This is a genomic window from Phenylobacterium sp. (genome assembly GCF_965284355.1).
Lineage (GTDB): Bacteria > Pseudomonadota > Alphaproteobacteria > Caulobacterales > Caulobacteraceae > Phenylobacterium.
In genome coordinates, this window is the sequence record NZ_OZ260078.1 from 1,314,923 (window position 1) to 1,340,803 (window position 25,881).

26 protein-coding genes and 1 pseudogene are annotated in these 25,881 nt (G+C 69.0%); 16 read left to right on the forward strand and 11 right to left on the reverse strand.

The window, feature by feature from the left end:
* Positions 1-5 precede the first annotated feature (5 nt).
* The 8 genes and pseudogenes from fliN (at position 6) to ACQ66R_RS06420 (ending at position 6,959) form a co-directional block, all read left to right on the forward strand.
* On the forward strand, positions 6-347 hold the full coding sequence (gene fliN / locus ACQ66R_RS06385; protein WP_293362938.1) for a flagellar motor switch protein FliN: 342 nt from the start codon (positions 6-8) through the stop codon (positions 345-347).
* A gap of 26 nt (positions 348-373) precedes the next feature.
* A complete protein-coding gene (locus tag ACQ66R_RS06390) occupies positions 374-1,741 on the forward strand; it encodes a sigma-54 interaction domain-containing protein (RefSeq protein ID WP_430420253.1) in 1,368 nt (455 codons plus the stop codon).
* Between the two features lie 69 nt (positions 1,742-1,810).
* Positions 1,811-3,841, forward strand: coding sequence for a flagellar biosynthesis protein FlhA (flhA, locus tag ACQ66R_RS06395; protein WP_430426233.1), 2,031 nt, complete (start codon positions 1,811-1,813; stop codon positions 3,839-3,841).
* Between the two features lie 196 nt (positions 3,842-4,037).
* Positions 4,038-4,652, forward strand: a complete 615-nt coding sequence (locus ACQ66R_RS06400; protein ID WP_430420255.1) for a TetR/AcrR family transcriptional regulator — start codon at positions 4,038-4,040, stop codon at positions 4,650-4,652.
* Positions 4,649-5,302 carry an SRPBCC family protein gene (locus tag ACQ66R_RS06405; RefSeq protein WP_430420257.1) on the forward strand — a complete coding sequence of 218 codons (654 nt, stop codon included), beginning with the start codon at positions 4,649-4,651 and terminating at the stop codon, positions 5,300-5,302. Before ACQ66R_RS06400 ends, ACQ66R_RS06405 begins: the two co-directional genes overlap by 4 nt.
* A 1-nt stretch (position 5,303) precedes the next feature.
* A complete protein-coding gene (locus ACQ66R_RS06410; RefSeq protein ID WP_430420259.1) occupies positions 5,304-5,663 on the forward strand; it encodes a hypothetical protein in 360 nt (119 codons plus the stop codon).
* A gap of 87 nt (positions 5,664-5,750) precedes the next feature.
* Positions 5,751-6,104 carry a DUF4282 domain-containing protein gene (locus ACQ66R_RS06415; RefSeq protein WP_430420260.1) on the forward strand — a complete coding sequence of 118 codons (354 nt, stop codon included), beginning with the start codon at positions 5,751-5,753 and terminating at the stop codon, positions 6,102-6,104.
* Positions 6,105-6,246: 142 nt separating this feature from the next.
* Positions 6,247-6,959: pseudogene (locus ACQ66R_RS06420) on the forward strand (IS5 family transposase).
* Positions 6,960-6,972: 13 nt separating this feature from the next.
* Here ACQ66R_RS06420 and ACQ66R_RS06425 read toward each other — a convergent pair.
* The 3 genes from ACQ66R_RS06425 to ACQ66R_RS06435 all read right to left on the reverse strand — a co-directional run bounded on the left by ACQ66R_RS06425 (position 6,973) and on the right by ACQ66R_RS06435 (position 9,204).
* Positions 6,973-7,380, reverse strand: a complete 408-nt coding sequence (locus ACQ66R_RS06425) for a flagellar export protein FliJ (RefSeq protein ID WP_430420262.1) — start codon at positions 7,378-7,380, stop codon at positions 6,973-6,975.
* Positions 7,377-8,714 (reverse strand): flagellar protein export ATPase FliI, encoded by a 1,338-nt coding sequence (gene fliI / locus ACQ66R_RS06430; RefSeq protein ID WP_430420264.1) that lies wholly within the window; start codon positions 8,712-8,714, stop codon positions 7,377-7,379. The genes ACQ66R_RS06425 and fliI overlap by 4 nt, the downstream gene beginning before the upstream one ends.
* 124 nt (positions 8,715-8,838) lie before the next feature.
* Complete coding sequence (locus tag ACQ66R_RS06435; protein ID WP_430420266.1) at positions 8,839-9,204, reverse strand: YtxH domain-containing protein; 366 nt, start codon at positions 9,202-9,204, stop codon at positions 8,839-8,841.
* A gap of 282 nt (positions 9,205-9,486) precedes the next feature.
* On the opposite strand from ACQ66R_RS06435, the gene ctrA reads away from it, so the two are divergent.
* From ctrA to arsC, 4 genes are all read left to right on the forward strand, one after another.
* A complete protein-coding gene (gene ctrA / locus ACQ66R_RS06440; RefSeq protein ID WP_430420268.1) occupies positions 9,487-10,188 on the forward strand; it encodes a response regulator transcription factor CtrA in 702 nt (233 codons plus the stop codon).
* 105 nt (positions 10,189-10,293) lie between these two features.
* Positions 10,294-12,675, forward strand: a complete 2,382-nt coding sequence (locus ACQ66R_RS06445; protein WP_430420270.1) for a M20/M25/M40 family metallo-hydrolase — start codon at positions 10,294-10,296, stop codon at positions 12,673-12,675.
* A gap of 36 nt (positions 12,676-12,711) precedes the next feature.
* Entirely contained in the window at positions 12,712-13,161 is a 450-nt protein-coding gene (gene rpiB / locus ACQ66R_RS06450; protein WP_430420272.1) for a ribose 5-phosphate isomerase B, read from the forward strand.
* Between the two features lie 32 nt (positions 13,162-13,193).
* The gene (gene arsC, locus ACQ66R_RS06455; protein WP_430420274.1) at positions 13,194-13,544 is read left to right on the forward strand and encodes an arsenate reductase (glutaredoxin); all 351 of its coding nucleotides are present in this window, start codon (positions 13,194-13,196) and stop codon (positions 13,542-13,544) included.
* Positions 13,545-13,604: 60 nt separating this feature from the next.
* Here the strand turns inward: arsC and ACQ66R_RS06460 are convergent, their stop codons facing one another.
* Entirely contained in the window at positions 13,605-14,687 is a 1,083-nt protein-coding gene (locus tag ACQ66R_RS06460; protein WP_430420276.1) for a Zn-dependent alcohol dehydrogenase, read from the reverse strand.
* Between the two features lie 123 nt (positions 14,688-14,810).
* Here ACQ66R_RS06460 and chrA point away from each other — a divergent pair, with 123 nt between their 5' ends.
* Positions 14,811-16,016: a chromate efflux transporter gene (chrA, locus tag ACQ66R_RS06465; protein WP_430420277.1), complete on the forward strand. Its 1,206-nt coding sequence runs from the start codon at positions 14,811-14,813 to the stop codon at positions 16,014-16,016.
* On the opposite strand, the gene ACQ66R_RS06470 is transcribed toward chrA, so the two are convergent.
* From ACQ66R_RS06470 to ubiG, 6 genes are all read right to left on the reverse strand, one after another.
* Positions 16,013-16,936, reverse strand: a complete 924-nt coding sequence (locus tag ACQ66R_RS06470) for an alpha/beta fold hydrolase (protein WP_430420279.1) — start codon at positions 16,934-16,936, stop codon at positions 16,013-16,015. The genes chrA and ACQ66R_RS06470 overlap by 4 nt on opposite strands.
* Before the next feature lie 83 nt (positions 16,937-17,019).
* Positions 17,020-18,633, reverse strand: a complete 1,614-nt coding sequence (locus tag ACQ66R_RS06475) for a long-chain-fatty-acid--CoA ligase (RefSeq protein WP_430420281.1) — start codon at positions 18,631-18,633, stop codon at positions 17,020-17,022.
* A gap of 280 nt (positions 18,634-18,913) precedes the next feature.
* Positions 18,914-19,567 carry a hypothetical protein gene (locus tag ACQ66R_RS06480; RefSeq protein ID WP_430420283.1) on the reverse strand — a complete coding sequence of 218 codons (654 nt, stop codon included), beginning with the start codon at positions 19,565-19,567 and terminating at the stop codon, positions 18,914-18,916.
* A gap of 230 nt (positions 19,568-19,797) precedes the next feature.
* Positions 19,798-20,226, reverse strand: coding sequence for a thiol-disulfide oxidoreductase DCC family protein (locus tag ACQ66R_RS06485; protein ID WP_430420285.1), 429 nt, complete (start codon positions 20,224-20,226; stop codon positions 19,798-19,800).
* Positions 20,223-21,026 (reverse strand): FkbM family methyltransferase, encoded by an 804-nt coding sequence (locus ACQ66R_RS06490; RefSeq protein WP_430420287.1) that lies wholly within the window; start codon positions 21,024-21,026, stop codon positions 20,223-20,225. Before ACQ66R_RS06490 ends, ACQ66R_RS06485 begins: the two co-directional genes overlap by 4 nt.
* Before the next feature lie 22 nt (positions 21,027-21,048).
* Positions 21,049-21,801 carry a bifunctional 2-polyprenyl-6-hydroxyphenol methylase/3-demethylubiquinol 3-O-methyltransferase UbiG gene (ubiG, locus tag ACQ66R_RS06495; protein ID WP_430420289.1) on the reverse strand — a complete coding sequence of 251 codons (753 nt, stop codon included), beginning with the start codon at positions 21,799-21,801 and terminating at the stop codon, positions 21,049-21,051.
* Between the two features lie 316 nt (positions 21,802-22,117).
* Here ubiG and ACQ66R_RS06500 point away from each other — a divergent pair, with 316 nt between their 5' ends.
* The 3 genes from ACQ66R_RS06500 to ACQ66R_RS06510 all read left to right on the forward strand — a co-directional run bounded on the left by ACQ66R_RS06500 (position 22,118) and on the right by ACQ66R_RS06510 (position 24,431).
* Positions 22,118-23,365 carry an aspartate kinase gene (locus ACQ66R_RS06500; protein ID WP_430420291.1) on the forward strand — a complete coding sequence of 416 codons (1,248 nt, stop codon included), beginning with the start codon at positions 22,118-22,120 and terminating at the stop codon, positions 23,363-23,365.
* A gap of 87 nt (positions 23,366-23,452) precedes the next feature.
* Entirely contained in the window at positions 23,453-23,875 is a 423-nt protein-coding gene (locus tag ACQ66R_RS06505; protein ID WP_430420293.1) for a hypothetical protein, read from the forward strand.
* A 16-nt stretch (positions 23,876-23,891) separates the two neighbouring features.
* Complete coding sequence (locus ACQ66R_RS06510) at positions 23,892-24,431, forward strand: GNAT family N-acetyltransferase (RefSeq protein ID WP_430420295.1); 540 nt, start codon at positions 23,892-23,894, stop codon at positions 24,429-24,431.
* On the opposite strand, the gene ACQ66R_RS06515 is transcribed toward ACQ66R_RS06510, so the two are convergent.
* Positions 24,412-25,812: an MFS transporter gene (locus ACQ66R_RS06515; protein WP_430420296.1), complete on the reverse strand. Its 1,401-nt coding sequence runs from the start codon at positions 25,810-25,812 to the stop codon at positions 24,412-24,414. The genes ACQ66R_RS06510 and ACQ66R_RS06515 overlap by 20 nt on opposite strands.
* Positions 25,813-25,881 lie beyond the last annotated feature (69 nt).

Sequence of the window (25,881 nt, forward strand, 5' to 3'; positions counted from 1 at the left end):
GACCCATGGCCGACGACGAACTGAAACTCGACGAGTTCGCGCCTTCAGAAGACGCCGACAACGTCCTGGCGAGCCTGCTGAGCGAAGAGCGCACGGCCGGCGACCTGGCCCCCGTCTTCGACGTGCCCGTGGCCATCTCGGCCGTGCTGGGCCGCTCGTCGATGTCGGTGGCGCAGCTGCTTCAGCTCAGCCAGGGCTCGATCCTGGAGCTGGACCGCAAGGTCGGCGAGGCGATCGACATCTACGTGAACAACCGCCTGGTGGCGCGCGGCGAGGTCGTCATCGTCGACGAACGCCTGGGCGTGACCATGACGGAAATCATCAAGGACGGCGACGCGCAGGCCTGAGGCCTGGCGGACAGGGGAGTTAGAGAATGCGGCTTCTGGTCGTCGGAAAACTAAGCGGACAGCTGGCCACCGCCGTGAAGATGGCGATGAGCGCGGGCGCGAAGGTCAGCCACGTCGAGACCATCGAGGCGGCGACGCACGCGCTGCGCTCGGGCCAGGGGGCGGACCTCCTGATGGTCGACTACGACCTCGACATCGCCGGCCTGATCGCGGCGAACGAGGACGAGCGGATCCGCGTGCCGGTGGTGGCCTGCGGCATCGCCGCTGACCCGCAGCGGGCCGCCGCCGCCATCCGGGCCGGGGCCAAGGAATTCATCCCGCTGCCGCCGGAAGCCGAGCTGATCGCGGCGGTTCTGTCGGCGGTGAGCGACGACAACCGCCCGATGGTGGTTCGCGACCCGTCGATGCAGGCGGTGATCTCGCTGGCGGATCAGGTGGCGCCGTCGGACGCCTCGATCCTGATCACGGGGGAGAGCGGCGTCGGTAAGGAAGTCATCGCCCGCTACGTCCACCAGAAGTCGCGCCGTGCGAACCGAACCTTCATCTCGGTCAACTGCGCGGCCATTCCCGAGAACCTGCTCGAGAGCGAGCTGTTCGGCCATGAGAAGGGCGCCTTCACCGGCGCGCTCGCCCGCCGCATCGGCAAGTTCGAGGAGGCCAACGGCGGCACCCTGCTGCTGGATGAAATCAGCGAGATGGACACGCGCCTGCAGGCCAAGCTGCTGCGGGCGATCCAGGAGCGCGAAATCGACCGCGTGGGCGGCTCCAAGCCCGTGAAGGTCGACATCCGCATCCTCGCGACGTCGAACCGCGACCTGACGCAGGCGGTGAAGGACGGCACGTTCCGCGAGGACCTGCTCTACCGCCTCAACGTCGTGAACCTGCGGCTGCCGCCGCTGCGCGAGCGTCCGGGCGACGTGCTGGCGATGGCCGAGTTCTTCGTGAAGAAGTACGCCGCCGCGAACGGCATGGCCGAGAAGCCGCTGGGGCAGGAAGCCAAGCGCCGCCTGGCCGGCCACCGCTGGCCCGGCAACGTCCGCGAGCTGGAGAACGCCATCCACCGCGCGGTGCTGCTCTCGGTCGGACCCGAGATCGACGAGAACGCCATCCGCCTGCCTGACGGCCAGCCGCTCGCCGCGGTGGACGCACACGCGCGCACGGCCCAGTCCGCGGCTTCGGCGGCGGAGGTCGCCACCCGCTCGTTCGTCGGCCAGACCGTTTCCGAGGTGGAGCAGACGCTGATCATCGAGACGCTGGAGCATTGCTTCGGCAACCGCACGCACGCGGCCAACATCCTGGGCATCTCGATCCGCACCCTGCGCAACAAGCTGAAGGAGTACACCGAGGCCGGCGTGTCCGTACCCGCCCCGCAGATGGGCGCGAACGCGGCCTAACCCTCGATGGCGGACACCGGCTCCACCTACCGATACGACACCGCACCGTCCGCCAGGGACGTGTGGGGCATGCTGGCGCGTGGCGAGGTCGCCATGGCGCTCGGCATCGTCGGCATTGTCGTTCTGCTGATCCTGCCGATCCCCGCCTTCGTCCTCGACGTCCTGCTGACGATCTCGATCGGCTCGTCGATCCTGATCCTGATGACGTCGATCCTGCTCAAGCGGCCGCTCGACTTCACCTCGTTCCCGACCGTGCTGCTGGTCGCGACCCTGTTCCGGCTGGCGCTCAACATCGCCACCACCCGGCTGATCCTCAGCCACGGCCATGAGGGCGCCCACGGCGCCGGCGCCGTGATCGAGACCTTCGGCAAGCTGATGATGGGCGGCAACTTCGCCATCGGCGTCATCGTCTTCATCATCCTGGTGATCGTGAACTTCGTCGTGATCACCAAGGGTTCGGGGCGGATCGCCGAAGTCGCGGCCCGCTTCACCCTGGACGCCATGCCCGGCAAGCAGATGGCGATCGACGCTGACCTGTCGTCGGGCTTGATCGACCAGGACCAGGCCAAGCTGCGCCGCAAGGAGCTGGAGCAGGAATCGACCTTCTTCGGCGCCATGGACGGCGCCTCGAAGTTCGTGCGCGGCGACGCGATCGCCGGACTGATCATCCTGGCCGTCAACGTGATCGGCGGAATTCTGATCGGCGTGCTGCAGCACAAGGTGCCGCTCGCCGAGGCCTTCGCCAGCTACACGATCATGTCGATCGGCGACGGCCTGGTCAGCCAGATCCCGGCGCTGATCATCTCGATCGCCGCGGGCTTCCTGGTCTCGAAGGCCGGCGTCGAAGGTTCGGCCGACAAGGCGCTGGTCTCGCAGCTGGCGATGAACCCGGTGGCGCTGGGCATGGTCGCGGCCACCGCCGGCGTGCTGGCCCTGATCCCCGGCATGCCGATCATCCCGTTCGCGGCCCTGTCGATCGGCGCGGGCGTCCTGGCCTGGCGGCGCGCACAGAAGGCCAACGAGCCTGAGGCCGTCACCATCGAGCCCGCCGCGGCCGAGCCCGAAGACGAGCCGATCGGCCAGACCCTGGCCATCGACGAGATCAAGATCGAGCTGGGCTATGGCCTGCTGCCGCTGATCAACGACCTGGAAGGCCGCCGGCTCACCGACCAGATCAAGGCGCTGCGCCGCACCCTGGCCGCCGACTTCGGCTTCGTGATGCCGTCGGTGCGCATCCTCGACAACATGCGCCTGCCCTCCATGGGCTACTGCCTGCGCATCAAGGAGATGGAGGCGGGCTCAGGCGAGGTGCGGATCGGCCAGTTGATGGCGATGGACCCGCGAGGCGCCCAGGTCGATCTGCCCGGCGAGCATGTGAAGGAGCCGGCGTTCGGTCTGCCGGCCACCTGGATCGACGACTCGCTGCGGGAGGAAGCCAGCTTCCGCGGCTACACCATCGTGGATCCCGCCACCGTGCTCACCACGCACCTGACCGAGATCCTCAAGGAGAACATGCCCGACCTGGTGACCTACGCCGAGGTCCAGAAGCTGCTCAAGGAACTGCCGGCCGAACAAAAGAAGCTCTCGGAGGACCTGATTCCGACGGTCGTGTCGGCCACCACCGTCCAGCGCGTGCTGCAGTCGCTGCTGCGCGAGCGGGTCTCGATACGCGACCTGGGCGCTATCCTGGAAGGCATCGGCGAGGCCGCCCCGCACACCAGCTCGATCACCATGCTGGTCGAGCAGGTCCGCGGCCGTCTGGCCCGCCAGCTCTGTTACGCCTATCGCGGCGACGACGGCGCCCTGCCGATCGTGTCGCTGTCGCCCGAGTGGGAGAACGCCTTCGCCGACGCCCTCGTGGGGGGGGGCGAGGAGAAGCAGCTGGCGCTGGCCCCGTCGCGCCTGCAGGACTTCATCCGCAACGTCCGCGAGACCTTCGAACGCGCCGCGCTCGCCGGCGACACCCCGGTGTTGCTCACCAGCCCGACGGTGCGCCCCTACGTCCGCTCGATCATCGAGCGCTTCCGCGGCCAGACCCCGGTCATGAGCCAGAATGAGATCCACCCCCGCGCGCGCCTCAAGACGGTGGGTTCGATCTAAGGCGGCCCAGCGCCCCCTCCACCACTTCGTGGTCCCCCTCCCCCATTGGCATGGGGGAGGAACTTGAACGCCAACCTAGTCTCCTCCCCCCGCGCGCGGGGGGAGGGGAACCACGAAGTGGTAGCGGAGGCGTCGCGGCTTGAACGCTCATTCAAGTCATGCTTAGGTCTGAGTTGAACGCTCAACCAAGGCCCCGATGGAAGATCTCCCCACCCGCGACCGGCTGGTCTTCGCCGCGCTCAAGCTCTTCGGGGAGAAGGGCTACTTGAGCACATCCATCCAGGACATCCTGCGCGAGGCCGGCGCGAATGCGGGGAGCCTGTACCACGCGTTCCCCACCAAGCAGGACGTGCTGATCGCGGTGCTGGACCTCTATCGCCAGGGCATCGAGCCGATGCTGCTGGCCCCCGCCTGGGACGGCGTGGACGATCCCATCGAGAAGGTGTTCGCGCTGCTGGCGCGCTACCGCGGGATGCTCGAGGCCACCGACTGCCTCTACGGCTGCCCGATCGGTTCGATCGCACTGGAGCTGCACGAGCCCGACCCGCCGGTCCGCGAGCTGCTGTCGCTCAACTTCACCCAATGGGTCGGCCACATCGAGCGCTGCCTGGACGAGGCGGCCGATCGCCTGCCCGCCGACCTCGACCGCCGGATGGTGGCGATCCTGGTGCTCAACGTGATGGAGGGCGGCGTGATGCAGTCGCGCACACACCGCTCGCTGGAAGCCTTCGACGCCTCGGTGGCGGGGCTGCGCGACTACCTCACCCGGCTGCAGCAGGCCACGACAACGACGGAGGGACGACCCACATGAAAACGCTTGCGCGGCTCGCCGCCGCGACGGCGGCGCTGGCCCTTTCGGCCGGCGCGGCCGCCGCCCAATCGATCAAGGACTACCCGGACGTGACCGACACCTCGTTCGTGCAGGCCAACGGCCACAAGGTGCTGCGGATCGCCATCGACGTGCCCGCGCCGCGCAAGGCCGTGTGGGAGCGGTTCACCACCACCGAGGGCTACCGGGCCTGGGCGGTCCCCGTGGCGCTGGTCGACGGGAAGCTCGGCGGGACGATCGAGGGCAGTTACGATTTCAAGGCCAAGATCGGCGACGCCGACAACATCCGGAACCAGATCGTCGTCTTCCAGCCCGAGCAGACGCTGGCGATCCGCAACGTGAACGCACCCAAGACCCTGCCCGGCCGCGAGCAGTTCGACGAGATCGTCACGGTGATGGAGTTCGCGGACGCCTCAGCGGGCGGCACACGGGTGACCCTGACCGCCGTCGGCTACAAGCCCGGCGAGCCCTACGACACGCTCTACAAGCACTTCGGCTGGGGCAACGCCTACTCCCTGGTCAAGCTGAAGGAGAGCTTCACCAAGGGGCCGATCGACTGGAATCAGGTCCAGGCCCAGCAGGAAGCCAAGGCCGCCGCCGCGAAAGTGGCGCCCCCCAAGGGAGCAAACTGAAATGGACACGAGAACACTCGCCCGGGTCACCCTGGTCGCGACGGCCGCCCAGGTGGGCATGGTGGTCGCGGGGCACTTCTCGCCGGCCGTCGCCGCGGCGTTCGCGCTCGGCGGCATGGGCATTTCCCTGGTGGCCGGGGTGTTCTACGCCCGGCTCGCGCGGGCCGGCTGGGCCATGAGCCTCGTGGGCGGCGTGCTCGCGGGCGGCGCCTGTGCGTTCCTGGGGATCGGGGCCTCGGTGCTGCTGGGCGACGTACCGCCCTCGCTGCTGGCGTTCGGCACGGCCGGATCGGCGGTGGCGGGCCTGATCGGCGGAGCGGCCGGGAAGGCCACGGCGCCGCGTTCAACCGTCACCGGCTAGTCGCAGGCCGTTGCAGGTCGCCGTCCCGGCTGATAGCGGTTCGGGCCTTGGGCGACGCGTTCGCCCCACTTGAGTCTCGGAATCCGGATGCGGCGACCCCTTGAGCGACCCCAGGGCCTTCCACGGCAATTCCTGTGGGACCTGCTGACCTTCGAGAAGCTGATCACCGGCACGGTCGTCCATCTGGTCTACTGGGCCGGCCTGGGCATCATCGGCGTGATCGCGTTCGGCGTCGTCGGCGCCTCGGTGGGCGTGGCCATCCGGGAGGGCGGCTGGGGCATCTTCCTGGCCGCAGCGGTGCTGGGCGTGGGCCTGATGGGCGTCTTCATCGCAGTGCTGCTCTGGCGCGCCTTCTGCGAATTCTATGTCGCCGTCTTCCAGATCAGCGAGGATCTCCACGTCCTGCGTCAGGACATGGAGCGCGAGCGGAACGGCCGCTAGGCGTCAGCGCCTCGCGATGAACGCGGCCCGCGCCTTCCGCACGCTCTAGGGCCTGTTGAGATTCAAGATTCTCGAAGGCGGCGTGGTGTGATTCAAGCTGCGGATGGAACGATTCGTTTTGACCGACGCCCAGTGGGCGAAGATGGAGCCGCACTGCCTGGGGAAGCCGAGCGATCCCGGGCGTAGCGGCGCGGACAACCGGCTCTTCATCGAAGCCGTCCTGTGGATCGCCCGGACCGGAAGCCCATGGAGGGATCTTCCGCCCTCGTTCGGCAAGTGGAACACGGTCTACACGCGTTTCCGCGACTGGCGTGACGCCGATGTTTTCACACGGCTTTTCGACGCCTGCTCGGACGAGCCGGACATGGAGTACGCCATGGTCGACGCCACCATCGTGAAGGTCCATCGCCACGGGCAGGGCGCAAAAGGGGGACTTCGAGCCAGGCCATCGGGCGCTCCAAGGGCGGCATGACCACCAAAATACTGGCGCTCACCGACGCGCTCGGAAACCTGGTCCGTTTCGTCCTGCTGCCCGGTCACCGCTTCGACACCGTGGGCGTCGCGCCGTTGATCCAGGGCCTCGAGTTCGACGCTTTGCTCGGCGACAAGGCATTCGACAGCAACGCCATCATCGCCGAGTTGGATGAGCGCGGCGCCAAGGCCGTGATCTCTCAGCATCCTCGCCGCGCCATCCCCCTCGACATCGACACCGAGGTCTACAAATGGCGTCACCTGATCGAAAACTTCTTCTGCAAGCTCAAGGAGTTCAAACGCATCGCCATGCGCAGCGACAAGACCGACCGCAGCTTCTCAGCCATGATCCACCTCACCGCCGCCGTCATTCACTCGCGCTGAATCTCAACAGGCCCTAGCTCGCGCGTTTGCGCAGGCCCATTTCGTCCATGGCGGCGGCTTCGAGGCGACCCTGGAGCTTGCGGGCCTCGACACGCAGGTTGTCGGCGATGTGCTCGTACTTCTTCTGGGCCTCGAAGGCCTCGGAGAGCGCATCACGGGCGCCGGCCTCCTCAATGAGGATGACGTCGATCTCGGACTGGATCTTGGCCTTGCGCAGCTTCAGACCTTCGAAGAAGCCGGCGCGATAGATGCCGGCCTCGGCCTCCTGGGCCGAGTAGGTCTTCTCAGCCTCGCCTTCGGCGTCCAGCATCGCCAGCCGCAGTTCGCAGGCGACGCGGCGGTCGACGATCTCGGCCAGCCGCTTCTGCAGGACCTCGGCCTCGTAGGTCGACAGCTTGATCAGGGAATCGGCCCAACTCACGCGGCGGCTCCTTGCAGGATGTCAGACAGGCCCTGGAAGCTGTCGTCCAGGCTGGTGGCGTCGTTGGGGTTCTGGGACAGGAACGCCTCGACGGCCGGATTGAGCGCGATGGCCCGGTCGATCAGCGGATCGGCGCCGGCGCGATAGGCGCCGATGCGGATCAGCTCTTCCATGTTCGAATACGCCGAGAGCGCCTCCCGGGCCTGGCGCACGACAATGCGCTCCTCGGGCGTCTGGCAGCCCGGCATGGTGCGGCTGATCGACTTGAGCACATTGATCGCAGGGAAGCGGCCGCGCTCGGCGATGGCCCGCTCCATCACGATGTGACCGTCCAGGATGCCTCGGACGGCGTCGGCGATCGGCTCGTTGTGGTCGTCGCCGTCCACCAGCACCGTGAACAGGCCCGTGATGGGGCCGGCCTGGGTGCCGTCGGGCCGGATCGGGCCGGGACCCGCGCGCTCCAGCAGCTTGGGCAGCTCGGTAAAGCAGGTGGGCGTGTAGCCCTTGGTGGTCGGCGGCTCGCCGGCGGCCAGTCCGATCTCGCGCTGGGCCATGGCGAAGCGGGTGACCGAGTCCATCAGGCACAGGACTTCCAGGTCCTGGTCGCGGAGGAACTCGGCGATGGCCATGGTCATATAGGCGGCCTGGCGGCGCTTGAGGGCCGGCTCGTCCGAGGTGGCGACCACGACGATGGCGCGGCGCAAGCCTTCCTGGCCCAGGGTTTCCTCGATGAACTCGCGAACCTCCCGGCCCCGCTCGCCGATCAGGCCCACGACGACGGCGTCGCAGTCGGCGTTCTTGGCCAGCATGGAGAGCAGCACCGACTTGCCGACGCCCGAGCCCGCGAAAACGCCCAGGCGCTGGCCGCGGCAGCAGGTGGTGAAGACGTTCATGGCCCGCACGCCCAGATCCAGGCGCTCACCCACCCGGGCGCGGGCATGGGCCGACGGCGGCGGTGCGCGTAACGGATAGCCCACGATGCCCTGCGGCAGCGGGCCCTTGCCATCGATTGGCTCTCCGAATGCGTCGACGATCCGCCCAAGCCAGGCCTTGGTCGGACGCACGGCGGAGCCAAGCGGCTGGATGCGGATTTCCGCGCCGGGCGCCACGCCTTCAACAGGCCCGAACGGCATCAGCAGGGCGCGGTTTTCGCGAAAGCCCACCACTTCGGCGGCCACCGGCTTTTCGGCGAGGCGGGTGATCTCGGCGCGGGCGCCGACCGCCAGGCGCGACAGACCGCCGCGCGCCTCGATCAGGAGACCGTTCACGGCGGCGACCCGCCCGGAAACCGTCAAAGGATCAAGCCGCTCGATCGCGGCCACAAGGCTCTGCACGCACGCCCCTTAAGCTACGTCGCAGACCATGGCCTCGCAGCCTTAAGGGGTTGTGAAGAACTGCCTGCGCCGTAGCCCCTGGACGACGGTTTTTCCCGCGTCCAGGCGCCGCAGGCTGGAACGGTTAGTGGACCTCGGTCACCGTCGGCGTCGCCGCGGGACCGGCCTTGCGCCTGCGGGTCTTGGCGACGACGGCTTCGGTCGTGGCCTTGGCCTGGTCGATCAGGTCCTCGCCTTTGGTCCGCGCCTCCTCGATCAAGGCGTGGCCGCGGGCCTTGGCGTCGTCGATCATCGGGCCGGTCGTGGCGGCGATCTTCTCGCGATTGCGCCAGGCCATCACGCCGGCCACGCCGATCACGGCGGCGCCGATCAGGAACAGCGGGTTCTTCGGCACGGCGCGCAGCATTGGCGCCAGAGCGAGCGCCTGCTTCACGCGGTCGCGGCGCCACGGCATTTGATACGGCGCGAGGGTCTCGGGATGGTCGGTCATGGTCTTACTCCGGCCTCTGTTGGCCGGTGAAACCCCTGTCGGAGCAACGCGTTCCCGCCATCTGTTTCGAAGGGCCTGTCCAATCACGAAAGATTCAACAGGGGTGCGACTCGACGGCCGACCGGCCGCGCTTGAGTCCGATTCGGAAATCAGATTAACGATTCTCACTTGGGGACCAGCACCATTAACCGGTCTTAAAGGACGCTCGGGCAGGTTAACGGGGAGCCGAAGAGCGGAGGCATCCGTTCGCCGGGTATGCGGGGACGCGGGCAGGAGAGGCTAATGCGCGTATTGTTGATCGAGGACGATAGCGCGACTGCGCAGAGCATCGAGTTGATGCTCAAGTCCGAAGGTTTCAACGTCTATACTACTGATCTGGGCGAAGAAGGCGTCGATCTGGGCAAGATCTACGACTACGATCTGATTCTTCTGGACCTGAACCTGCCCGACATGAGCGGCATGGACGTCCTGCGGACCCTTCGCGTCGGCAAGATCAATACCCCGATCATGATCCTGTCGGGGACGGCCGAAATCGAGACGAAGGTGAAGACCTTCTCGGGCGGCGCGGACGACTACATGACCAAGCCGTTCCACAAGGACGAACTGGTCGCCCGCATCCACGCGGTGGTCCGTCGCTCCAAGGGCCACGCCCAGTCGGTCATCAAGACCGGCGACATCGTGGTGAACCTCGACGCCAAGACCGTGGAAGTGAACGGCATCCGCGTGCATCTGACCGGCAAGGAATATCAGATGCTCGAGCTGCTCTCGCTCCGGAAGGGCACGACGCTCACCAAGGAAATGTTCCTGAACCACCTGTACGGCGGCATGGACGAGCCCGAGCTGAAGATCATCGACGTCTTCATTTGTAAGCTCCGGAAGAAGCTCGCGGCCGCGGCCGACGGCAAGCATCACATCGAGACCGTCTGGGGCCGCGGCTACGTGCTGCGCGATCCGATGGAAATGGGCGCGACGATCGCCGCCTGACCGGCCACCATAGCTTCACTATCGGAACGCCCGCCCCCACCGGCGGGCGTTTTCGTTTTCGGCGACCCAGTCTAGCCTCCACGGACAAACGGGAGGGACTGCGGCGTGCTTCGTTACCTTGCGCTCCTGGTGGCGCTGATGCTGGGCTCGTGGATCGCGTTCAACGACCAGCTGTTGCCGGAGTCCCAGCCGGCCAGCGCGCCCGCCAGCGTCTTCTCGGCCGACCGGGCGTTCGCGGACGTCACCCTCCTCGCCTCCGAACCGCACCCGATCGGCTCGCCCGCGAACATCCGCGTACGCGACGCCTTGGTGGCGCGCATGACCGAGTGTGGGCCTCTGCCCCAGATCAGGACAAGCCGCGGCGAGATCCGCGCCGAACGCACGGGCATGGTCGTCGCCGGCCCGGTCGAGAACGTGGTGGGCGTGCTGCCCGGTCGCGACCGCACCAAGCCGGCGCTGGCGATCATGTCGCACTACGACAGCGTGCCCGGGTCCCCCGGGGCCGCCGACGACATTATGGGCGTGGCCGCCTCGCTGGAAGCCGTCCGCGCGATCAAGGCTCGGGGCCTGCCCGCGCGCGACGTGATGCTGATCGTCACCGACGGCGAGGAAGCCGGGCTGCTGGGCGCCAATCACTTCTTCCGTCGCGACCCGCTGGCCAAGCGGATCGGGCTGGTCCTGAACCTGGAGGCCCGCGGTTCGTCCGGCCGGGTCAACATGTTCCAGACCAGCAAGGAGAACGGCGAACTCATCCGCCTCTTCCAGCAGACCGCCCAGCGACCGGCCAGCTCATCGCTGGCGGTGATGATCTACGAGAAGATGCCGAACGACACCGACATGACCGAGAGCCTGGCCGCAGGCATCCCGGGCATGAACTACGCGATCATCGGCCGCCAGTTCGACTATCACAGCGCCACCTCCACGCCGGCCAATCTCGAGCGCGGCTCGCTGCAGGACATGGGGACGCAACTGCTGGCCGCCGCGAGCGAGGCGGCGTTCTCGGCCGACCTGCCCGGAAAGTCGGCCTCGCCGATCTACTCGAACCTGTTCGGCGACATCGTGGTGGCCTACCCGGTCTGGTTCGGCTGGGTGCTGCTGGTGGTGGTCGCGGTGCTGCTGGCCTTCTCGGTGCGCTGGGCCCGCCACTCCGGCGAGTTCGAGGCCATGGACATCCCGCGGGGCATGGGCGCGCTGGCGTTCGGGGCGCTGGGCTCGGTGGCCGCGCTGCAGTTCGCCCGCCATCTCACCGGCGCCGAATTCGGCTTCATCGAACAGCGCTTCCTGCTGGCCCAGGCCGCCCCATGGGAATGGGCGATCATGCTGCTGTCGCTGGGCTTCCTGATGCTGTCGGCGGGCGACCTGGCCCGGGGACGGCGCTGGATGGCGGCCGTGCCGGTGTTGCTGGGCCTGGGCTGCTCGGCCTTCGGTGAGTTCGACATCATCGGAGCCGTGACCGGCGTCCTGGCGGGCGTGCTGGGCCTGTTCGTCTACAAGACCCGCACCACCCGCAAAGGCGCCTGGGCCGGCGTGCTGGTGCTGGGCCTCCTGCTGGCGGTCATCGTCCAGATAACGTTCCCGGCGGCCTCCTATGTGCTGGTCTGGCCCTTGCTGGTGGGCGCGATCGGGGCCGCGGCGACGGCGCTCAGCGCCCGGCGCGGCGTCTTGCCCACGGTGCTCCTGGTCGTGCTGGCTGCCGCCGCGCTGGGGTGGCAGGGCGGCATCTCGCACTTCGCCTTCGAGGCGATGGACCTGATGCCGCTGTTCGGGATCCAGATGGTCACGGCGGGCCTCGTGCTCTGGCCGCTGGCCCAGCCGGACAACGGCGCGCAGAAGGGCCTCGTCGTCGGCATGATCCTTCTGGCCGGCGGCCTGACGCTGACCCTGTTCATTCGCTCGGACGAGCCGTGGTCGCCGCGGTTCCCGCAGGTGAGTTACGTGGGCTACCTGGTCGACCAGGATACCGGGAAAGCGTGGCGCTACGCTCCGCAGGTGGACAAGACCTCCTGGACCCGAAACGTGCTGGGCGCCGAGGGCGGCTCGCCGACGCTGCTGAAGCACTGGGCCTGGCGCAGCCCGCAGCTGGCGGTCGCCGCCCCGCCGGTCGCCGAGACGCCACCGCAGGTCACGTTGGTGAAACAGGCCGACGGTTCGGTGCGGCTGAACGCCCTGCCCCCGGCCGGCGCACGCACCCTGGCCCTGCAGATCCGGGCCAGCACGGCGGCCCAGGCCAACAGCCTGTCGGGCGTGCCCATCACGTTGGCGCTGCCGGCGCGCGAGTGGGTGAAGGTCAACTGGCAGGCGCCCGGCAATGGCGTGGAACTGGTCATCCGGCCCAGCGGCCCCGGCCGCCTGGACGTGCGCTATGTGGCCGGACTGGAGCGCTGGCCGTCCGGCGTCGCGCCCCTGCCCGCCCGGCCGGCCGACGTGATGGCGTGGGACACGTCCGACTCGACCTGGGTGGCGGGGACGCGGGCGTTCAGCTGGTGATGGCGCGGGGGGCGCTTCTGGCGCTATAGCCCCGGCATGACCGCCAACACCCGCATCGTCCTTTCCAGCGACCACAGCGCCATTGCGCTGCGTCAGGCCATCGCCGCCCACGTCGAAGCGCAAGGCTGGACCGTCGTCGATATCGGGCCGACGACGCCCGAGAGCACGCCCTATCCCCAGCATGGCGAAGCCGCCGCACGGCTCGTGGCCTCTGGCGATTGCCGGTTCGGCATCATCCTCTGCGGCACCGGCCAGGGGATCATGATGGCGGCCAACAAGGTCCGGGGCATCCGCTGCGGCGTCTGCGGCGACACCTTCTCGGCCCGCATGATCCGCCAGCACAACGACGCCAACATGATCTCGCTGGGCGCGCGGGTCATCGGCGAAGGCCTGGCGCTCGACATCGTCGATGCGTTCCTGAAGGCCGAGTTCGAAGGCGGGCGGCACGCGCCTCGGGTGGCGATGATCGACGCGCTGGAGGGGTAGCCCGCCGGCGCGCGAAGGGCTATCCCGCCGCGATGAGCGACGTCACCATCTATCACAACCCCAGCTGCGGGACCTCGCGGAACACCCTGCAGCTGCTGCGCGACAAGGGCGTCGAGCCCACCGTCGTCGAGTACCTGAAGGCCGGCTGGACGCGCGAACAGCTCGAGGATCTGCTGAAGCGGATGGAGCTGGGCGCGCACGACATCCTGCGGGTGCGGGGCACCAACGCCGAGGCGTTGGGCCTGACCGATCCGAACGTCTCGGACGAGGCGATCATCGCGGCGATGATCATCGAGCCGATCCTGGTGAACCGCCCGATCGTGGTGACGCCCAAGGGCGCGGCGCTCTGCCGGCCGGCGGACCTGGCCCTGGGCCTGCTCTAGGGACCAGAAACGAAAAACGCCCGGCGCGAGGCCGGGCGTTCCCGTGGCGATCGCGAGGCGTCAGGCGTCGAAGGTGATGACCGAGCGGGCGACGGCGCCCGTCTTCATTTCCTCGAAGGCCTCGTTGACCTGGTCAAGCCGGATGCGGCGGCTGATCATGTCGTCGAGGTGCAGCTTGCCGGCCATGTAGGCGTCGACCAGGCGGGGCATGTCGACGGGGAAGCGGTTCGAGCCCATCAGCGAGCCCTGGATGCGCTTCTCGCCGAGGAAGGCCGCGCCCATCAGGCTGATGGTCTGGCCGACCGGGATCATGCCGATGACGTTGGCGGTGCCGCCGCGGCACAGCATGTTGAACGCCTGCTCGGCGGTCGCCGCGAGACCGATGGCCTCGAAGCTGTGCTGCACGCCGCCGCGAGTCATCTCCAGCACGGTCTTCACCGCGTCGGGGCCGCCCAGGACGAAGTCGGTGGCGCCCATGGACTTGGCCAGGTTTTCCTTACCCGGCGCCATGTCGATGGCGATGATCCGGCCGGCGCCGGCGAGCGCCGCGCCGTTGACCGCCGCCAGGCCCACGCCGCCGCAGCCGATGACGGCCACGGTGTCGCCGGGACGGACGTTCGAGGTGTGGATCACGGCGCCGACGCCGGTCATCACGCCGCAGCCGATCAGGGCGGCGCGGTCGAGCGGCATGTCCTTGCGGATCGAGACGCAGGCGTTCTCGTGGATCAGCATCTGCTCGGCGAACGACGAGAGGTTAAGGTACTGCAGCATCGGGCCGTTGGCCGACGACAAGCGGGGCTCTTCCTCTTCCCGGCGCTTGGTCTCGGGGCTGACGCAGCGGGCCATGTGGCCGGTGACGCAGTGGTCGCAATGGCCGCAGAAGGCCGACAGGCAGGTGATGACGTGGTCGCCCGGCTTCACGCTGCGGACTTCCGAGCCTACGGCCTCGACGACGCCGGCGCTCTCGTGGCCCAGCACAGCCGGCATCGGGTGCGGATACTTGCCCTCGATGAAGTGGAGGTCCGAGTGGCAGACGCCGGCGGCGGCGGTGCGGATCAGCACTTCGCGCGGGCCCGGCTTCCCGATCTTCACGTCCTCGATCTGAAGCGGCTTGCCCACTTCACGCAGCACGGCGGCCTTCATGGCGTTTTCCTCTTCTTCGAAACAAGTGTTTGGAGAAGCCTTATCGTCGTTCAGATGGGGCTGGGAAGGGCCTATCTGCGGTTCGGCTCGACAACGCCACAGTTGGATTTCATCTAGGCCCCTATGGACGACGCCCAGCCGGTCCGAACCGTCACCGCCTTCGACGTCTTCTCGGCGTTCCTTCGGCAGGGGCTGACGGCGTTTGGCGGGCCGGTCGCGCATATCGGCTACTTCCGGCGTGAGTTCGTCGAGCGGCGCGGCTGGATCAGCGAGAGCGCCTTCGCCGACCTGCTGGCGCTCTGCCACTTCCTGCCGGGCCCCGCGTCCAGCCAGATGGGCATGGCCATCGGCCTGCGGCAGGCGGGCCTCGCAGGAGCCATGGCGGCGTTCGCAGGCTTCACCCTGCCGGCGGCGGTGGCGATGATCGCCTTTGCCGAGTTCGCACCCGAGCTGATGTTCCGCTTCGGCGACGGTTGGATCCACGGCCTGAAGATCGCTGCGGCGGCCGTGGTGCTGCAGGCGGTCGTGCAGATGGCCCGCACGCTGGCGGTGGGGCCGATCCGCGCCGGCATGGCGATCGGGGCGGCCCTGGGCCTGGTGGTGGCGCAGAGCCCGGTGGCCCAGGTGATGGCGATCGTCGCGGGCGGCCTGTTCGGGTTCGCGATGCTGCGCGGTGAGACGGCCGACGCCCCGCCCGACGACGCGGTCGAGATGGTCGACACCAAGAGCGCGCTCGTGGCGCTGGCGATCTTCGCGGGCCTGCTGGTGGGTCTGCCGGTGCTGGCGAGTCTGCTGCAGAACCCCGGGCTGGGGCTGGCCAGCGTGTTCTACCGCACCGGCTCGCTGGTGTTCGGCGGCGGCCACGTGGTGCTGCCGCTGCTGGAGCGCGAGGTCGTCGATCGCGGCTGGATGGATTCGGAGGCCTTCCTGATGGGTTATGGCGCCGTCCAGGCGCTGCCCGGGCCGCTGTTCAGCTTCGCGGGCTACGTCGGCGCCGCCCAGACCTACGGGCCACGCGGGATCATAGGCGGCCTGATCGCGCTGTTCGCCATCTTCCTCCCGAGTCTGCTGCTGATCACCGGCGTGTTGCCCTTCTGGGACCGGCTGAAGCGCGAAGGCTGGGCGCGTGGCGTGCTGGCCGGCGTGGGCGCGACCGTGGTGGGCGTGCTGGCGGCATCGCTCTGGGACCCGGTGCTGCTGACCACGATCAAGCGGCCCGCCGACTGGGCCCTGTTGGCCGCGGCCTTCGTCTTCCTGCAGGTGGCGAAGCTCCCGCCCTGGCTGGTGGTGATCGGCTTCGCCGTCGCGACGGGAGTGTTCCTGCGCTAAGCCGCCTGCGCCGGCTTCACGCCCATCTTCACCGGCCAGAAGCCCGAGAGCCTGGGCCAGCGGAAGGTCCAGGCGGTGGTCTTCTGGGGGATGCAGGCTTCCAGGGCGGCCAGCAGGATCTCGGCGGGGCCGTCGTTCAGGAAGTGGTTGGCGCCTTCGGTGCGGACCACGCGGATCGGGCGGCGGGTGATCGTCTCCTCGGCCAGCCTTTCGGCGGTCTCCAGCGGGGCGAAGTCGTCCATGTCGCCGTGGATCATGTGGATCGGCACGTTGACACGGCTGAGCGCGCGGCGGGCGTGACGCAGCTGCGGCTTCTGGCCGGTGACCTCGATGACCGCGTGGCGCAGGTCTTTCGGGATCATCTTCAGGGCCTTGCCGCCCAGGTCGAGCAGCCAGCGGGCGGTGGGGCCCGCCTCGCCGAAGAAGCCGGACAGCAGGACCAGGCCCGCGACCTTGCCCGGGTTCTGGTCGGCCATGATCGAGGCGATGGCGGCGCCGTAGCTCTGGCCCACCAGCAGCACCTTCTGGCCCGGCGCGGCCCGGAGCGCAGGCTCCAGCGCCTCGGCCTGGACGCGGATGTCGGTGACGGGATGCAGCGGTTCCGAGCCGGCGTAGCCCGGCCGGTCGACGACGATCATCTCGCGGTCCTGCGGAAGCTCGGCCAGGGTCTCAGCCCAGTATTCGGCCCACGACGGCGCGCCGGTGATGACGACGATCTTCCAGGGCGCCGGCCTGGCGCGCGGCGTCTCGAGCGCCGAGATGCGCCAGCCGTGACCGCCGCCGGCGATGAAGCTGGTGCGGCGTACGACGTGATCGGGATAGTCGGCGGACGTGGGGGCGTGCTCAGTGCGGCCCTTGGCGGCGGCCTCGATCGCCGCCCACCCCATCTGGATCACGCCCTTCGGCCGTTTGCGAGCCACGCCCCGCCTCCATCACATCCACCATCACCTGAGAGGGGTGAACGCACGGTTCAAGAGGCGGTTCTGTGAGCTTTTCGTCATGGTCACGATGTCGTGGCCGGCGTGGCCAATCGATCACGCAGCTCGCGCTTCAGCACCTTGCCGGTGGGGCCGATCGGCAGCTCGGGGACGACGCGGACCTCGTCCGGCGTCCACCATTTGGCGACGCGGGCGCCGACGTGGGCTTTCACCGCCTCGGGATCGACGCTCTGGCCGGGGCGGAGCACGACCAGCAGCAGCGGCCGCTCGTCCCACTTCGGGTGCGGCATGCCGACGGCGGCGGCCATGGCGACGGCCGGGTGCGAGCAGGCCGCCTCCTCCAGGTCCAGGGTGGAGATCCACTCGCCGCCCGACTTGATGACGTCCTTGGCGCGGTCGGTGAGGCGCAGGTAGCCCTGGGCGTCGAGGGTGGCGATGTCGCCGGTGTCGAACCAGCCGTCGGCGGTGAAGGCGGCCGCCCCGTCCTGCTTGAAGTAGGCCGAGGCCACCCAGGGGCCTCGCACCTGCAACTGGCCCGGCGTCTTGCCGTCGCGGGGCAGGATCGCGCCGTCCTCGCCCACGATCCGCAGGTCGACGCCCCAGAGGCCGCGGCCCTGCTTCAGCTTGCGCTGGAGGGTCTGTTCCTCGGTCTCGCCCGCGTGCTCGGGCAACGCCGTGTTGATGACGCCCAGCGGCGAGGTCTCGGTCATGCCCCAGATCTGGCGAACCTTGCCGCCGAGGCGGTTCTCGATGCGGGCGATCAGCGAGGCGGTGGGCGCCGAGCCGCCGATGGCGATGGTGCGCACGGACGTCAGCTGACCGCCGGTCTGGTCCAGGTGGTCAGCCACGCCCACCCAGATGGTCGGCACGCCCAGCAGGAAGGTGACGTTCTCGGCCGCGATCAGCTCGCAGACGCTGGGGCCGTCCAGCGCACGGCCCGGCAGCACCAGGGTGGCGCCCACCAGAGGGGCGGCGTACGGCGTGCACCAGGCGTTGGCGTGGTACATCTGGGCGCAGGGCATGACCACGTCGCGGGCCGACAGATCGAAGGCGTCGGGGAGCGCCAGCGCCAGGGCGTGCAGCACCGTCGAGCGGTGGCCGTAGAGCACGCCCTTGGGATTGCCCGTGGTGCCCGAGGTGTAGCAGAGGCCCGACGCGCTCTTCTCGTCGATGTCGGGCCAGTCGAAGTCGGGGGTCTGGGCGGCCAGCAGGTCTTCATAGACGAGCGTATCGGGCGGCGCGTGCGCGGCGTCGGTCATCGCCACGAAGGTCGTCACGGTCGCCATCCTCGGGCCGATCTCGGCGACGAGGTCGTTGAAGGTGATGTCGAAGAGGAGGACCTGGTCCTCGGCGTGGTCGGCGACCCAGACGACCTGGTCGGGGTGGAGGCGCGGGTTGATCGTATGCAGCACCGCCCCGATGCCGGTGACCGCGAAATAGAGCTCGAAGTGTCGGTGGGTGGACCAGGCCAGGGTGGCCACCCGGTCGCCCGGCTTCACGCCCAGCGCCAGCAGCGCCTTGGCCATCTGCTTCGAGCGCATAAGGGCGTCACGATAGCCGTACCGGTGGATGGGCCCCTCGACCGTGCGCGTCACCACCTGCCGGTCGCCATGGTAGAGCGCCGCATGCTCCAGGATCGACGGGAGCGTCAGCGGCCGGTCCATCATCAGCGCAAGCATGGGTCCTCCGGGGGTTTTTCGCACAGGCTAGGGCATGGCGGGCGACGGGCGAAGCCCTGCGCGCGCGGCTCGGCGCTGTTGGGTTGAACCCCGGAGAACACGGAAGGCGCTGGGCCGGTGAAGCTGTGCGCGCCGCAGGCGCTGTCATGGTCTGAACCACGAAATACACGAAATACACGAAAGGGCATGAGGCGGCCCGCGGGCGGCGGGAGCCGGCTCGCTTTCGTGTATTTCGTGTCTTTCGTGGTTTGGATTTAGGGCGCTTCGCGCGGGCGGCGGGTCAGCCGGAGGGGCGCCAGGGCGGCTTCGCGGGACGCGCCGGGGTGTGATCCGGGGCCATGGGCCGCAGGCCGGCGGTGAAGGCGCGGGCGGCGGCGTTGGCGGCGGCGATGTCTTCGGGTGTGGCGGGTTCGGGGTCGGGGAAGAAGGTGGGGGCCGGCAGGTCTCGCCAGCGTTGGGCATAGTCGTCAGGCAGGCCCAGGGTCTTGCAGACGCGGCGGATGACGGCGTCGACGTCGTCCACGATCCAGTCGGGCTTCTCGTTCCAGTCGTCGACTTCGCGGTCGAAGCGGTGGCACCAGTCGGTGTGCAGCGCCTCGTCGCCGTCGGCGACGGCGGAGATCACGCGCTCGACGGCGTCCTGCACCTGCGCGGTGCGCTCATCGATGGCCTGGTCGTGGAGGTCCTGTGCGGAACGGCGGGGCGTTTCGCGTTCGGCTTTGGCGCGCTCGGCCCTCAGCTTGCTGAGCAGGGCGAGCGTCTGGCGGAGCGAACGGGTGAGCCGGGTGTAGGCGCGGGCCAGGTCGGAGAGTTCGGCCACCTCTTCGGTGGCGAGCGCCTTGTTGTGGAGGCGCTCGGCGAAGGCGAAGTCCATGCGGGCCGCGCGGGCCAGCAGCTGGTCTTCCTCGAAGATGTCGGGCGTCTCGCCGGGCATGGTCGGGAGTGGAACACGCCCCTACGACAAAAACGGTCGTAGAACCGCGCCTCGCTTCCAACTTTTCTTTGAACGTCATGGCCGGGCCTGTCCCGGCCACCCAGAAGCGCCGCCGTTTCCGGAGAGAGCGCGGGCGGAAAGGTCCGGGCGCCTTGCGGCCAGCGCCTCGTATCTGGGTGGCCGGGACAGGCCCGGCCATGACGTTCCTGGAGAGAGGGTGGGTGGAGGGGCTACCCCCACCCCGGGGGTGGGTCGAGGAGGAAGCGGGCGCGCTGGTCGGGGGTCGGGACCATGCAGGCGTCCTTCTTGCCCATCAGGCGGTAGCGGTTGCGGGCCAGGAACAGGTAGGCGGCGTCGCGCCAGCGTTTGGGGACGACACCGAAGACGGCGAAGAGCGACCAGGGCGGGCCCAGCCGCCGGGCCAGGGCCAGCACCGCGTCGGAGGCCTCGAGCGGGCGGCCGTGGTCGAAGAACAGGAAGCTGTCGGGATTCTCCAGGTCCAGCCCGTAGCGCTCGGCGATGGCGCGGCCGAACGGCGACTGCAGCGGCGTGAAACGGAGCTGGCCGCTGCGGTCGAGCCTGAGCGCGAGCCGGACGGAGCCCGTGCAGAAATTGCAAACGCCGTCGAACAGCCAGAGGCCGTCGAGCGGGTCGCTCACGCCGCCATCCGCGCCTTGAAGACGCCGTCGGGGAGTTTGGCGGCGCGGCTGGGGTGGATGAAGAAGTAGTCCTTCCAGGGGAGGCCCGGCACCAGGGTGGTGCGCTCTTCCAGGCGGTCGCCGTTGAGGGCGAACATGCGGTAGCCGCGGTCGCGGAAGATATCGAGCACCGCCTCGCCCGAGGCGCCGAAGCGGGCCTGGAGCATGTCGGGGTGGATCTCGAGCAGGACGTGCGGGCGGTCGCGGTCGAGGATGGCCACGGCGCCCATCAGGGCCCGCAATTCGGCGCCCTCGATATCCATGCGGATGAAATCGACCCGGTCGACGCCGTGCGTCTCGCAATAGCCGTCCAGGGTGATGACCGGGGTCGGCTGGACGTCCATGCCGGTGTCGTCCAGGTCGGGGCGCGCGGGGCCGTTGGGGCGGGTCTCGGCGACATAGGCATAGGCGCGGCCCATGCGGCCCGAGGTCTTCTTGGGCGTGACCAGCAGCATCTCGCCCGGCCTGTCGCCGACCGCGGCGTGGATCGTGGTCACCTGCTTGCCCAGGCGGTGCCAGGCGACGGTGGTCTGCAGGACCTCGAACGCGAAGGCCGACGGCTCGAAGGCGTAGATGCGGGCCTGGGGCGCCACCTGGGTCATGACGTACGAGTGGCGCCCGTCGCTGGCGCCCACGTGCAGACAGACGGGCGCGCCCGACAGGAGGTCGGCCAGGTAGGGCGTCTCGGGCTCATGCTTCGCCCAGGTGCGATTGCGGCGCCAGGCGCGGAAGGCGTGGCCCAGCACGCGTAACGAAGCCATCCATACTCCCCTGCGGGACGCCTCAGGCGGCGTCGCGCACCACGGTCATCATGTAGTTCACGTCGGTGTCGGCGGATTCCGTCCATCGACCGGTGAGCGGGTTGAATACGACTCCGTAGGGTCCGTCCACAACGACCGGCGATTGCGCCAGGAAGTCGCGGAGTTCGTCGGGCTTGAGGAACTTGCTCCAGTCGTGGGCGCCGATGGGCAGCCAGCGCAGGATGTACTCGGCGCCGATCTTGGCCAGGGCGAGCGCCTTGAGCGTGCGGTTGAGGGTGGCCACGACCATCAGGCCGCCGGGCTTCAGCAGGCGGGCGCAGTCCTGCAGGTAGGCGGCCGGGTCGGCCACGTGCTCGATCACCTCCATGTTGAGGATCACGTCAAAGGGCGGCTCGCCGGCCTCGAGCAGCGCCTCGGCGGTCGAGGCGCGGTAGTCGATTTCCAGGCCCTGTTCGGCGGCGTGGGTCGCAGCGGTGGCGATGTTCTTTTCCGAGGCGTCGACGCCGGTCACCTGGAAGCCCAAGCGGGTCATGGGCTCGGAGAGCAGCCCGCCGCCGCAGCCGATGTCGAGCAGGCGCAGACCTTCGAACGGGCGGCGCGCCTGGGCGTCGCGGCCGAAGTGGTAGAGCGCCTGATCGCGGATGAAGCCGAGGCGGACGGGGTTGAACTTGTGCAGGGGCGCGAACTTGCCGCGCGGATTCCACCACTCCGCGGCGATCCGGGAGAACGTCTCGACTTCGGCGGGGTCGATGCTGGAACGGGGCGCAGCGCTCATGGGCGGGTTTTAGGTCGGATCGGCCCTGACCCCAAGCCCCGCGGCGGCGCAGGCGCAGTTTCAGATTGTCCGCGAACCACACGAACCCCACGAACGGCCCGAGGGGCTCGCCGGTGACAATGCGGTCCCGTTCGTGTGGTTCGTGTGGTTCGTGGACAGCTTTTGCGGCGGTGGCGCACCGTGGATTGGAAGGGTTTGCCTCGATTTCGGGAAAGCTGCGTCGAAAACGCAAGATTCTGGGCGTTGCAGCCCTGCCCCGGCGCCGCTATGAGGCACGGCCTTTCGCGGCGCAGCAATAGGATCCGATCAGACAGCCATGTCTCGCCTGGTGATGAAGTTCGGCGGCACGTCAGTAGCCGACCTGGAGCGCATCCGGCGCGTGGCGCGGCTGGTGGCGGCCGAGCAGGCGGCGGGCCACAAGGTGGCCGTCGTGGTCTCGGCCATGTCGGGCAAGACCAACGAGCTGGTGGCCTGGACCGACGGCGCGGGCCCGGCCGCTCCGGGTCTGCCCCCGTCTGACGACGAGTACGACGTGGTCGTGGCCTCGGGCGAGCAGGTGACCGCCGGTCTGCTGGCGATGACGCTGCGCAACATGGGCCTGCGGGCGCGGTCGTGGATGGGCTGGCAGGTGCCGATCATCGCCGACGACGCGCACGGCAAGGCCCGTATCGACGACATCCCGCCCGAGAAGCTGGCCGCCGCCATGGACGACGGCGAGATCGCGGTGATCGCGGGCTTCCAGGGCGTGACCCGCGACGGGCGCATCGCCACGCTGGGCCGCGGCGGCTCGGACACCTCGGCGGTGGCCATCGCCGCGGCGGTCGGCGGCGCGTGCGACATCTACACCGACGTGGACGGGGTCTACACCACCGACCCGCGGATCGAATCCAAGGCGAGGAAGCTGGCCAAGATCTCCTACGAGGAGATGCTGGAGATGGCCTCGCTGGGCGCCAAGGTGCTGCAGACCCGTTCGGTCGAGCTGGCCATGGCCTACAACGTGCCCGTCCGGGTGCTGTCGAGTTTTGTGGAGCCGGGCGAAGCGCCGGGCCAGGGCACCATCGTGTGCGACGAGGAGGAGATCGTGGAGAAGCGGATCGTGAGCGGCGTGGCCTACAGCCGCGACGAGGCGAAGATCAGCCTCTTCGGCCTGCCCGACCATCCGGGCGTGAGCTCGACCATCTTCGGAGCCCTGGCCGACGCCAACGTGAACGTGGACATGATCGTCCAGTCCAAGGCGCGCACGGCCGACACCGCCAACATGGAGTTCACGGTCGGCAAGCGCGACGCCCAGCGCGCGGTCGAGATCGTCCGCAAAGTCCAGCCCAGCGTCGGCTTCGACGACGTGCAGGTGAACGAGGACGTGGCCAAGGTCTCGGTCATCGGCGTCGGCATGCGCAGCCACACGGGCGTCGCGAAATCCATGTTCGAAGCCCTGGCGTCCAAGGGCGTCAACATCCAGGTGATCTCGACGTCCGAGATCAAGATCAGCGTGCTGATCGACGCGGCCTACACGGAACTGGCCGTGCGCGCGCTGCATGCGGCCTACGGCCTGGATCAGCTCTAAGGCCCGCGCAGCGGGACCATTACCTCCGAGGTCATTGCCGGGCGGCCCAGCAGCTTCTCTCCTGTGCAAAGACACGGAGGGGCTGAAATGGCGTCACAGGCGGCGCACAAGCGGTGGCTGAAGGTGACGGCGCTCGTCGTCGGGATCGGCGGACCCATCTTCTCGTTCGGGTCCGTGGGCGCGACCGCCGAGCCGGCGCGGCTCACGCTGGACATCCTGAGCTGGCCGCTGGACGGCGTGACGACGTATGCATCGCCCGACACGCGGTTCCTCTCGGCCCTTACCGGCGGATTCCTGCTGGGTTGGGGCGTCTTGATCTGGCGGCTGGCCGACCTCGCCTACGACGCAGCGCCAGAGGCCGTGCGGCGCGCCGTCGTAAGCGGCATACTGGCCTGGTTCGTGGCGGACAGCGCCGGGTCGCTGGCCTCGGGCAACGGCTCCAACGTGGCCTTCAACGTGGCGGTGCTGTTGCTCGCCGTGGGCCCCATGTGGCGGCCGGCGCGGGGCTGACTATCTTGGCGGGGACATGAGCCTCCGCATCGTCGATTTCGCCGACCTGACCCCGACCCAGCGGGCCGAAGCCGCCCAGGTGCTGGCTGCGGCCTTCGCCGACCGGCCTCAGGCTTTCGAGGACCCGGAGGCCGAGGTCGCCACGTTCTTCGAGGACGAGGACCGGGCCGCAATCGCGGCGCTGGAGGGCGACCGGGTCGTCGGCTGGATCGGGCGGATCGACACCTACAGCCATGCCTGGGAGCTGCATCCGCTGGCGGTCGACCCGGCGTTTCAGCGGCGCGGGATCGGCGCCCGACTCTGCCGCGAGCTGGAGGCGCGGGTGAAGGCGGCGGGCGTGCTGACCCTGTACCTGGGAACCGACGACGAGTTCGGGGGCACGAGCCTGTTCGGCGCCGACCTGTTTCCCGATGTGGCCGGGCGGATCGCGGGCGTGCGCGAGACGTCGGGCCACCCCTTCGCCTTCTACCGGAAGCAGGGCTACGAGATCGTGGGCCTGATTCCTGACGCCAACGGGCCGGGCAAGCCCGACATCTTCATGGCGAAACGGCTCTAGCCGACCCGGTCATCCGGAACAGCGCCCAGACCCCGACCAGCGCCAGCGGGATCACGGCAACGAAGATCCAGACGGCGGCGGCGCGCGCGCTGGCGTCGGTGAGGCCACCCGAGAAGCCCACGAGGTTGGCGGCCACGCCCGAGATCGCCGCGCCGACGGCGGCTCCGGTCTGGCGCACGGCGGTGACGGCCGACGAGCCGATGGCGCGATCCTCGTCCGAGAGCGCCGCCAGCACCTGACGCGCCATGAACGCCCAGGAGAACCCGAACGCGGCGCCCATGAGCGAGCCGCCCAGGAGCACCCAGGCGAAGTGGCCGTCGGCCATGGTCAGCGCAAGGATCACGAGACTGGCGAGAAGGCAGAGGGCGCCGATGCGCATCCAGCGGTTCTCCCAGGCCCCCGCGGCGCCCGCCACGGCCATGGCGGCGATGGTCCAGGCCGCGGATTCCGCGCCGATGGCATAGCCCGCCGCCAGCGGCGAGAAGCCCCGCAGCTGCTGCAGGATCGGCGGGCCGTAGATCGAGAAGCCCATGGACGCAGCGGTGAGCGCGAACATCGCAAGGTAGCCTGAGCCGCAGACGGTGGTGAGGTCGCCCGAGCGCAGGGGCAGCAGGCGCACCCTGGCCCGCGCATCGATCCAGACCACCAGCAGCAGGATCACCAGGCCGGCGACGACCATGCTGATCGACAGCGCCGGGATCTTCAGGAGGTCGGCCACCGCGATGGCGGCGACGCCCAGGCCCAGGACGCCCAGTTGGGTCCAGGGAATGCCGGGGCCCCCGGTGGCCTTGGCCTCACCGCTCAGCAGGAACGGGGCGGCGGCGCTGAACACGGCGGTCTGCAGGGCGAACAGCCAGAAGACGTCGCGCCAGCCGCCCAGCTGCACCACCAGGCCGCCGAACAGCGGCCCCAGGATCGTGGCGATGCCCCAGACGAAGGTGACGGCGGCGAAGACGCGGGCCAGGTGGCGCTCGGGGAAGAGGAAGGCGATCGCCACCATCGCGAAGCCCGAGATCCAGCCCGACCCCAGGCCCTGGACCAGCCGCCCGGCGAGGAACGTGCCCACATCGGGCGCGGCGGCGCTCATCACGCAGCCCACGGCCATGACCACGCCGGCGACCGCGGTGGCGCGCTTCAGGCCGAACATCTCGGAAAGGCGGCCCGAGCTGGCGCCGGCGAGGATGGCGCCCACGAAGAAGCCCGCGGTCGCCCACGAGAAATAGGCGTAGCCGCCCAGGTCGGCCCCCACGCTGGGCAGGATGGTGGCGGTGACCAGGCTGTCGGCCGCGTTCAGCCAGACGCCCAGCATGATCAGCGCGAACCGCGGCAGCCGGCCTTCGGCCAGCAGGTCGGTCCAGCTGTTGGGATTGGCGTTGCTCATTTTGACAACCTCAGACATGTCAAAATGCAGGTAGACCCCGCCGGCAGTTTTTGCAATAATTCGATTGTC

What these genes read in the sequence shown, in the direction of transcription:
- ACQ66R_RS06515 (WP_430420296.1), bottom strand. Translation starts at nt 25,812, where the DNA reads ATGAGCAACGCCAATCCCAACAGCTGGACCGACCTGCTGGCCGAAGGC.
- ctrA (WP_430420268.1), top strand. Translation starts at nt 9,487, where the DNA reads ATGCGCGTATTGTTGATCGAGGACGATAGCGCGACTGCGCAGAGCATC.
- ACQ66R_RS06510 (WP_430420295.1), top strand. Translation starts at nt 23,892, where the DNA reads ATGAGCCTCCGCATCGTCGATTTCGCCGACCTGACCCCGACCCAGCGG.
- flhA (WP_430426233.1), top strand. Translation starts at nt 1,811, where the DNA reads ATGCTGGCGCGTGGCGAGGTCGCCATGGCGCTCGGCATCGTCGGCATT.
- ubiG (WP_430420289.1), bottom strand. Translation starts at nt 21,801, where the DNA reads ATGAGCGCTGCGCCCCGTTCCAGCATCGACCCCGCCGAAGTCGAGACG.
- ACQ66R_RS06480 (WP_430420283.1), bottom strand. Translation starts at nt 19,567, where the DNA reads ATGCCCGGCGAGACGCCCGACATCTTCGAGGAAGACCAGCTGCTGGCC.
- ACQ66R_RS06475 (WP_430420281.1), bottom strand. Translation starts at nt 18,633, where the DNA reads ATGCTTGCGCTGATGATGGACCGGCCGCTGACGCTCCCGTCGATCCTG.
- rpiB (WP_430420272.1), top strand. Translation starts at nt 12,712, where the DNA reads ATGACCGCCAACACCCGCATCGTCCTTTCCAGCGACCACAGCGCCATT.
- ACQ66R_RS06435 (WP_430420266.1), bottom strand. Translation starts at nt 9,204, where the DNA reads ATGACCGACCATCCCGAGACCCTCGCGCCGTATCAAATGCCGTGGCGC.
- ACQ66R_RS06390 (WP_430420253.1), top strand. Translation starts at nt 374, where the DNA reads ATGCGGCTTCTGGTCGTCGGAAAACTAAGCGGACAGCTGGCCACCGCC.
- ACQ66R_RS06415 (WP_430420260.1), top strand. Translation starts at nt 5,751, where the DNA reads ATGCGGCGACCCCTTGAGCGACCCCAGGGCCTTCCACGGCAATTCCTG.
- ACQ66R_RS06505 (WP_430420293.1), top strand. Translation starts at nt 23,453, where the DNA reads ATGGCGTCACAGGCGGCGCACAAGCGGTGGCTGAAGGTGACGGCGCTC.
- arsC (WP_430420274.1), top strand. Translation starts at nt 13,194, where the DNA reads ATGAGCGACGTCACCATCTATCACAACCCCAGCTGCGGGACCTCGCGG.
- ACQ66R_RS06460 (WP_430420276.1), bottom strand. Translation starts at nt 14,687, where the DNA reads ATGAAGGCCGCCGTGCTGCGTGAAGTGGGCAAGCCGCTTCAGATCGAG.
- fliN (WP_293362938.1), top strand. Translation starts at nt 6, where the DNA reads ATGGCCGACGACGAACTGAAACTCGACGAGTTCGCGCCTTCAGAAGAC.
- ACQ66R_RS06400 (WP_430420255.1), top strand. Translation starts at nt 4,038, where the DNA reads ATGGAAGATCTCCCCACCCGCGACCGGCTGGTCTTCGCCGCGCTCAAG.
- ACQ66R_RS06410 (WP_430420259.1), top strand. Translation starts at nt 5,304, where the DNA reads ATGGACACGAGAACACTCGCCCGGGTCACCCTGGTCGCGACGGCCGCC.
- ACQ66R_RS06490 (WP_430420287.1), bottom strand. Translation starts at nt 21,026, where the DNA reads ATGGCTTCGTTACGCGTGCTGGGCCACGCCTTCCGCGCCTGGCGCCGC.
- ACQ66R_RS06500 (WP_430420291.1), top strand. Translation starts at nt 22,118, where the DNA reads ATGTCTCGCCTGGTGATGAAGTTCGGCGGCACGTCAGTAGCCGACCTG.
- chrA (WP_430420277.1), top strand. Translation starts at nt 14,811, where the DNA reads ATGGACGACGCCCAGCCGGTCCGAACCGTCACCGCCTTCGACGTCTTC.
- ACQ66R_RS06405 (WP_430420257.1), top strand. Translation starts at nt 4,649, where the DNA reads ATGAAAACGCTTGCGCGGCTCGCCGCCGCGACGGCGGCGCTGGCCCTT.